Genomic DNA, 6165 nt, shown 5'->3' with positions numbered 1-6165 from the left:
CCGTTCGGCTCACGTTCAGGCAGCATAGTTTTCCTACGCGGAAACGCTTTTCAGCCGACTTGGAAATGCTCTAGAAGCGCGGAGGGCGAGGGCGTCGCCCGCGCAGTTTGGATACGATGTCGAAACCCTTGAATCGCAGGCAGTTTCTCGAGGGCGCCGCCAGCGGCGCGGCCCTCCTGTCCCTTGCCGGTCCAGCCGCGGCGCAGGCGCCGACCGGCGCGGCCGCCTTCAACATTCCCTCCCTTGCCGAGGGGCAGCGCTTCGACGCGGCACTGGTCGTCGACGCCGCACGCACGCTGGCGCAGAAGCCGCTGATCCCTCTGACGGCGACAGACCTGCCCGAAGGCTACGCGACGCTGCCGGCGGACCAGTTCGCCGGGATTCGAACACGCCCGGAGGCGACGATCTGGGCCGGCGAGAATCGCGGCTTCACCGTCGAGCCGCTGCATCGCGGCTATGTCTTCTCAAATCCGGTGAGCCTGTTCACCGTCGAGGACGACACCGTGCGCCGCGTCGCCTTCGACCGGGCCCGCTTCGACTATGGCCGGGTTGCGGCGCCTCCGGGCAATGGCGACCTGCAGTTTTCGGGCATGCGCATCGCGGCGGGCCTCGAGCGTCCCTTCGAGGTCGCGATCTTCCAGGGCGCGACCTTCTTCCGGGCGCTGGCCCGGGGCCAGAATTTCGGCGCGATGTCGCGGGCGCTCATCCTGCGCCCGGGCGAGCAGCGCGGCGAGGAGCTGCCCTTCTTCCGCGCCTTCTGGATCGAGCGGCCGAGCCCGGCCGTCAATTCGCTTGTCATCCACGGGCTGCTCGATTCCGAGAGCGTGACCGGAGCCGCCCGGATGACGCTCCGGCCCGGCGACGTGACCTATATCGACGTGGAGATGACGTTGTTCGCCCGCCAGGCGCTGGAGCATGTCGGCTTCGGCTGCACGAGCGCGACCTTCCTCTCCGGGCCGCAGAGCCGGCGCACCTTCGACGACGTCAGGCCGTCGATTGGCGAGGTGTCCGGCGTGCAGATGTGGTCGGGCAGCGGCGAGTGGATCTATCGGCCGGTTAACAATCCCGCCACGCTGCAGGTCTCCTCCTTCGTCGACGAGAACCCGAAAGGCTTCGGCCTGGTCCAGCGCGAGCGCGACCCCTCCGCCTTCCAGGATGACGACCAGCGTTTCGAGCTCCGGCCGAGCGTCTGGAACGAGCCGCTGGCGGACTGGGGCGCCGGCTCGGTCCAGCTGATCGAGATCCCCAGCGATGCTGAGCCGAACAAGAACATCATCACATACTGGCGCCCTCGGCAGCCCTTGGCCGCGGGCAGCGAAACCTCGATCAGCTACCGGCAGGCCTGGTGCTGGCAGCCACCGGAACGGCCGCCGCTGGCGATCGCAACCCGCACCCGCCAGGGCAAGGGCTCGCAGGGCCGTCGCCGCCGCTTCATCGTCGAATTCACCGGCGACCGGCTGTCGGATGCGGCGCTGATCGCCGCGACGCGGGCGACCGTGACGGCGCAGCCCGGCGCGGTCCACGGCGTCCGTCTCTGGCCCTATCCGGAGCGCAAGATGATGCGCGTCGGCTTCGAGGTCGATCCCGGCAATGATGCGCTTTCCGAGCTCAGGCTCGTCCTGCAGGCGGGCGGGCAACCCGTCTCCGAAACATGGTTGAATCGATGGACGTGGTGACCGCCACCCGCCAGGACGTAGCGGAAGTAGAGGCACGCAGCAGCTTCAACCCTGCGCACGAGCCGGCGACGCCGCCCGAAGACCGGCTGATCATGCCGGTGCAGTCGTTCCGGAGCTGGAACGCCTCGGAACGGCGCACGCCGGCCGCGCCGCGCAACTGGACGACGCCGTGGCTGAAGCGGCTGTTCGTTTTCGGCGGCGGCTTCGCGCTGACCGCCTTCGGCGCCTGGGAAATGTACAATGTCGTGTCGGTCAGCCGCACGACCTCGCTGCAGTACGCCTTGCTGGTGCTGTTCACGATCAACTTCTCGTGGATCGCGCTTGCCTTCACGAGTGCCCTGCTCGGCTTCTTCGGCGTGCTGTTCGGCGCCGGAAGGGCGGAGCGGGCCGAAAGCCTCAGGCACCGCACCGTCGTCGTGATGCCGATCTACAACGAGTCTTCGGCGCGCATCTTCGCGGCCGTCGCCGCCATCCGTGAATCGGTCGAGGCGACCGGACTCGGCGACCATTTCGACTATTTCATCGTCTCGGACACGACGAACCCGGATGTCTGGGTTGCGGAAGAACGCGCCTTCCTGGCACTCCGCCAGCGGCTGGGGCCCAATTCGCGGGTCTATTACCGCCACCGCCCGAAGAACCACCACCGCAAGGCCGGCAACATCGCCGACTTCGTCACGCGCTGGGGCGGCCTCTACGAGCACATGGTCGTGCTCGACGCCGACAGCCTGATGACGGGAACCTGCATCGTGCGCCTCGCCGCCGCGATGGAGGCCGACCCCGATGCCGGCATCATCCAGTCGCTGCCGCTGATCATCAACCGCAACACCTTCTTCGCGCGGCTGCAGCAGTTCGCGGCGCGGGTCTATGGCCCGGTCATCGCCACCGGGCTCGCCATGTGGTCCGGCCGCGACGGCAACTACTGGGGCCACAACGCGATCATCCGCACGAAGGCCTTTGCCGATCATTGCGGCCTGCCCGACCTCAAGGGCAAGCCGCCCTTCGGCGGCCATGTGCTGAGCCATGACTTCGTCGAGGCGGCGCTGATCCGCCGCGCCGGCTGGTCGGTCTACATGCTGCCGGACCTGACGGGCTCCTACGAGGAAAGCCCGCCTTCGCTGATCGACATCTCCGTGCGCGACCGGCGCTGGTGCCAGGGCAACCTCCAGCATTCGCGCATCATGGGCGCCAAGGGTTTCGTCCTCGCAACGCGGCAGCACTTCGCGACCGGCATCATGGGCTATCTCGCCTCGCCGTTCTGGCTGATGCAGCTGGTCGTCGGTATCCTGATCGTGCTGCAGGTCAATTACGCCCGGCCCGAGTACTTCACGCAGGAATTCACGCTCTTCCCGGTCTGGCCGCGGTTCGACCCCGAGCGCGCCTTGCGCCTGTTCGCGATGACCATGGCGATCCTGCTCGCGCCGAAGCTTTTCGGCCTCCTGCTCACGCTGTTCAACAACAAGCTGCGGCGCGCCGGTGGCGGCGCTGTCCGCCTCGTGCTTTCGGCGCTGATCGAAGTGCTGTTCTCGGCCTTCTTCGCGCCGATCATGATGCTGATCCAGTCCGGCTCGGTCTTCCAGATCCTGCTGGGGCGTGACACCGGCTGGAATCCGCAGCGCCGCGACGACGGCTCGATCCCGCTGAAGGACATCATTCGCCGTCACCGGACCCATACGGTGCTCGGCCTGGTGACCGGCCTCTCGGCCTTCATGATCGCGACATCGCTCTTCGCCTGGATGTCGCCGACGATCGTCGGTCTCGTTCTGGCGATCCCGCTATCCTGGGCATCAGGCCAGCTCGCGATCGGCCTCTGGCTGAAGCGCCACAAGCTGCTGCTGACGCCGGAGGAAGGCGCTCCGCCCGCGATCGCGCTCCGCGCCAACGAGCTGCAGGCGGAGTTCGAGAAGGCCGGCTTCGACGATGCCGACGCGATCAAGGCGCTCCATGCCGATCCGGAATTGCGGCACGCCCATGAATTGATGCTGCCCTACGGCCAGGTGCGCCGGCGCGGCGAGATCGAACCCGACCGGGCCGTGGCGCAGGCCAAGCTCGTCGATGCCGAGACCGTCGACGATGCAGCGATCTGGCTGAAACCGAAGGAACGCATGGTCGTGCTGCACGATCGCGCACTGATCGGCCTGCTCGCTTCGCTGCCGCCGACTGAAACGAAAGCCTGATACCGGACATCCTGAGCCGCGCCGTCGCTTTGCCGGCGCGGCTTGCCCCTCGCTGCTCAGCCCTGCTCGAAGGCGATCATGCAGCCATAGGCGTGCTCAGGCTCGACGAAGAGACGCTCCTCGCCGCGCTGGAACGGTATCTCGGCTGCGGTCAGCCGCTTCTCCACCGCATCGAGATCCGGCACCGCGACACAGAACCCGAGGAAGCGGGCCGGCGTCGTGTCGGGCTCGACGCTGTAGGCACCCTGGGCCGCCTCGGGGTCGAGCACGTCGATCCGCCCGCGCGGCAAGGCAAGGACGTAATCCTCGTTGCCTTCCAGCACCTCGGCACCGCCGCTGAAGGTCGCCAGGAAGGCGCGGTGTACGGCCGGTTCCTCGGCGAGCATCACGGCCGAGGTCAACGCGCTCGCGCCGTTCGGGTGCTGCTGGAAATCGGGATTCCAGAAATTCTGCGGCTCCAGTTGCTGGCAGACGAAGAAGCCGCATTCCGGCGCGCGCGAATCGGCGGCAAAGGCGAGCTCGAAGGCGACCCGCACCTGCGTGCCGTCGGGCCGCTTCCCCTGCCGCTCGAAGAAGAACGGCTCGAAGTCGCCGATACCCGCTGCCTGGAACGCAGTTGCATCGGCCTTGGCGTTGGCGCTTTCCAGAACCAGCATCGACAGCCCCTCGCCCTGCTGCGCCAGCGCATCGCGGACGAAGGCACCGAAGGAAAATCGACGCTCGCCATGGGCGGGAATCGCCCCCTCGTCCCCCACGGTCACCAATTCCAGGAAGGAACCGGGAAACTGGACAATCCGATTCTCGGTGCCCCAGGGATGGCGGTTGCGGGCACCGACGCGGAAGCCGAGCTTTTCATAGAAGGCGCCGGCGGCATCGAGGTCGCGCACACCGATGACGAGATGGTCGAGGCCGCGGGGGGTGGAAGCTGTGGCAGGCATGGCAGGCTCTTTCGACAGGCGTCAGGACCCCAAGGCTAGCAACACTTCACGACGCGGTCATGTGCCTCAAGGCTCGATGTAGTGCGGCAGGAACCGCGACGTGTTCTTGGTGATGGGCGAGGCGTCTTCACGGACGCAGAGGCCGCAGGCCTGCGAGGCGACGAGCCAGGAGCCGAGCACGGCATAGTTGCCGTCACGGGAGAAGAGATTGAGTGCGGCATCCTGCAGGATGTGTCCTTCGGCGCCATAGGGTCCATCGTCGCTGTCGAGCACCTTGTCGCGCTCCATCAGGGTGACATTGGCGCCCTCGCGCGAATAGAGCGGCTTCCGGACGCGGCGAGCCGACAGCGTCGCGCAACGAGGATCGCCCTCGAAGAAGGCCGGCAGCAGATTGGGATGGCCGGGCTCCATCTCCCAGAGGCAGGCGAGCAGCCCCTTGTTGGAAAGCAATGCCTTCCAGGGCGGCTCGATGAACTGGCAGCGCGAGCCGGCGAGCGCCTGGCCGTAGCTCTCCCGGAACAGCCACTCCCAGGGATAGAGCTTGAACATCGTGTCGATCGGCTGGTTGGCGCCGTCGCAGAACCGTCCATCGGAGAGCAGGCCGATCTCCTCGATATAGGTGAAGCGTGCATCCAGCCCGGCCTGCACGGCGCAATCCGTCAGGTAGTCGACCGTGCCCTTGTCCTCCGCGCTGCCCTGCACGCAGGTCAGATGCAGCCGGTAGGGCGACGGCTCGCGCAGGGCCGCGAATGCGGCGACCAGCCGCTCGTGCAGCGAATTCAACTGGTCGGAGCCTTTCGGGATCGCGCCCCGCGCCATCGCCTGTTCCAGCCAGTCCCATTGCACCACGCTCGATTCGAACAGGGCCGTCGGCGTGTCGGCATTGTATTCGAGCAGCTTGGCGGGGCCCCGCCCGTCATAGGCGAGGTCGAGGCGTCCGTAGAGGTTGCGCTCGCCGCCTTGCCAGCTGCGGCGGATGTAGTCCCAATGCTCGGCCGGGATGGCGAGCTTGGTCAGGATCTCTTCGTGGTCGAGCGCCCTCTCGATGAAGGCGAAGCAGAGCTGCTCGAGCGCCTCCGTCGGCCCCTCGATGTCGCGCTCGATCTCCTCGAGCGTAAAGGCATAGGCCGCGCTTTCATCCCAGTAAGTCTCGCCGTCGATGGTGTGGAAGGCGAATCCGAGCCGCTCGACCTGTGCGGTCCAGTCGGAGCGCGCTGGGAGGGCGACCCGACGCATCTCAGGACGAGGAATGCGAGGAGTAGGAGCGCGCGGTCGAGCCGAAGCCGCCGCGCGAGGACACGCTCGTCGTCGCGACGCTGCCGCCACGCGCGCCGGCAGCGAAGGCCGCCGTCACGCCGCGCCCGCTCGTCGTCGAAT

The 6165-nt window shown here is 67.2% G+C and carries 4 protein-coding genes; 2 read left to right on the top strand and 2 right to left on the bottom strand.

The features are described from left to right. Window positions 1–128 precede the first annotated feature (128 nt). Both ACIPIA_RS08740 and mdoH read left to right on the top strand, forming a co-directional pair. The gene (locus tag ACIPIA_RS08740; protein WP_400508608.1) at window positions 129–1676 is read left to right on the top strand and encodes an OpgD/OpgG family glucan biosynthesis protein; all 1548 of its coding nucleotides are present in this window, start codon (window positions 129–131) and stop codon (window positions 1674–1676) included. Further along, window positions 1652–3850: a glucans biosynthesis glucosyltransferase MdoH gene (gene mdoH, locus ACIPIA_RS08735; protein WP_400508606.1), complete on the top strand. Its 2199-nt coding sequence runs from the start codon at window positions 1652–1654 to the stop codon at window positions 3848–3850. Before ACIPIA_RS08740 ends, mdoH begins: the two co-directional genes overlap by 25 nt. A 56-nt stretch (window positions 3851–3906) precedes the next feature. Here the strand turns inward: mdoH and ACIPIA_RS08730 are convergent, their stop codons facing one another. Both ACIPIA_RS08730 and ACIPIA_RS08725 read right to left on the bottom strand, forming a co-directional pair. Then, window positions 3907–4788, bottom strand: a complete 882-nt coding sequence (locus tag ACIPIA_RS08730) for a VOC family protein (RefSeq protein ID WP_400508605.1) — start codon at window positions 4786–4788, stop codon at window positions 3907–3909. Window positions 4789–4854: 66 nt separating this feature from the next. Then, window positions 4855–6024, bottom strand: coding sequence for a glutathionylspermidine synthase family protein (locus tag ACIPIA_RS08725; protein WP_400508604.1), 1170 nt, complete (start codon window positions 6022–6024; stop codon window positions 4855–4857). Window positions 6025–6165 lie beyond the last annotated feature (141 nt).

The organism is Allobosea sp. CER48 (assembly GCF_044752385.1).
In the GTDB taxonomy this organism is placed as follows: Bacteria; Pseudomonadota; Alphaproteobacteria; order Rhizobiales; family Beijerinckiaceae; genus Allobosea.
Note: the sequence above shows the minus strand (reverse complement) of the source record. Positions and strands in the feature narration are given on the sequence as shown.

What these genes read in the sequence shown, in the direction of transcription:
- mdoH (WP_400508606.1), top strand. Translation starts at nt 1,652, where the DNA reads ATGGTTGAATCGATGGACGTGGTGACCGCCACCCGCCAGGACGTAGCG.
- ACIPIA_RS08730 (WP_400508605.1), bottom strand. Translation starts at nt 4,788, where the DNA reads ATGCCTGCCACAGCTTCCACCCCCCGCGGCCTCGACCATCTCGTCATC.
- ACIPIA_RS08725 (WP_400508604.1), bottom strand. Translation starts at nt 6,024, where the DNA reads ATGCGTCGGGTCGCCCTCCCAGCGCGCTCCGACTGGACCGCACAGGTC.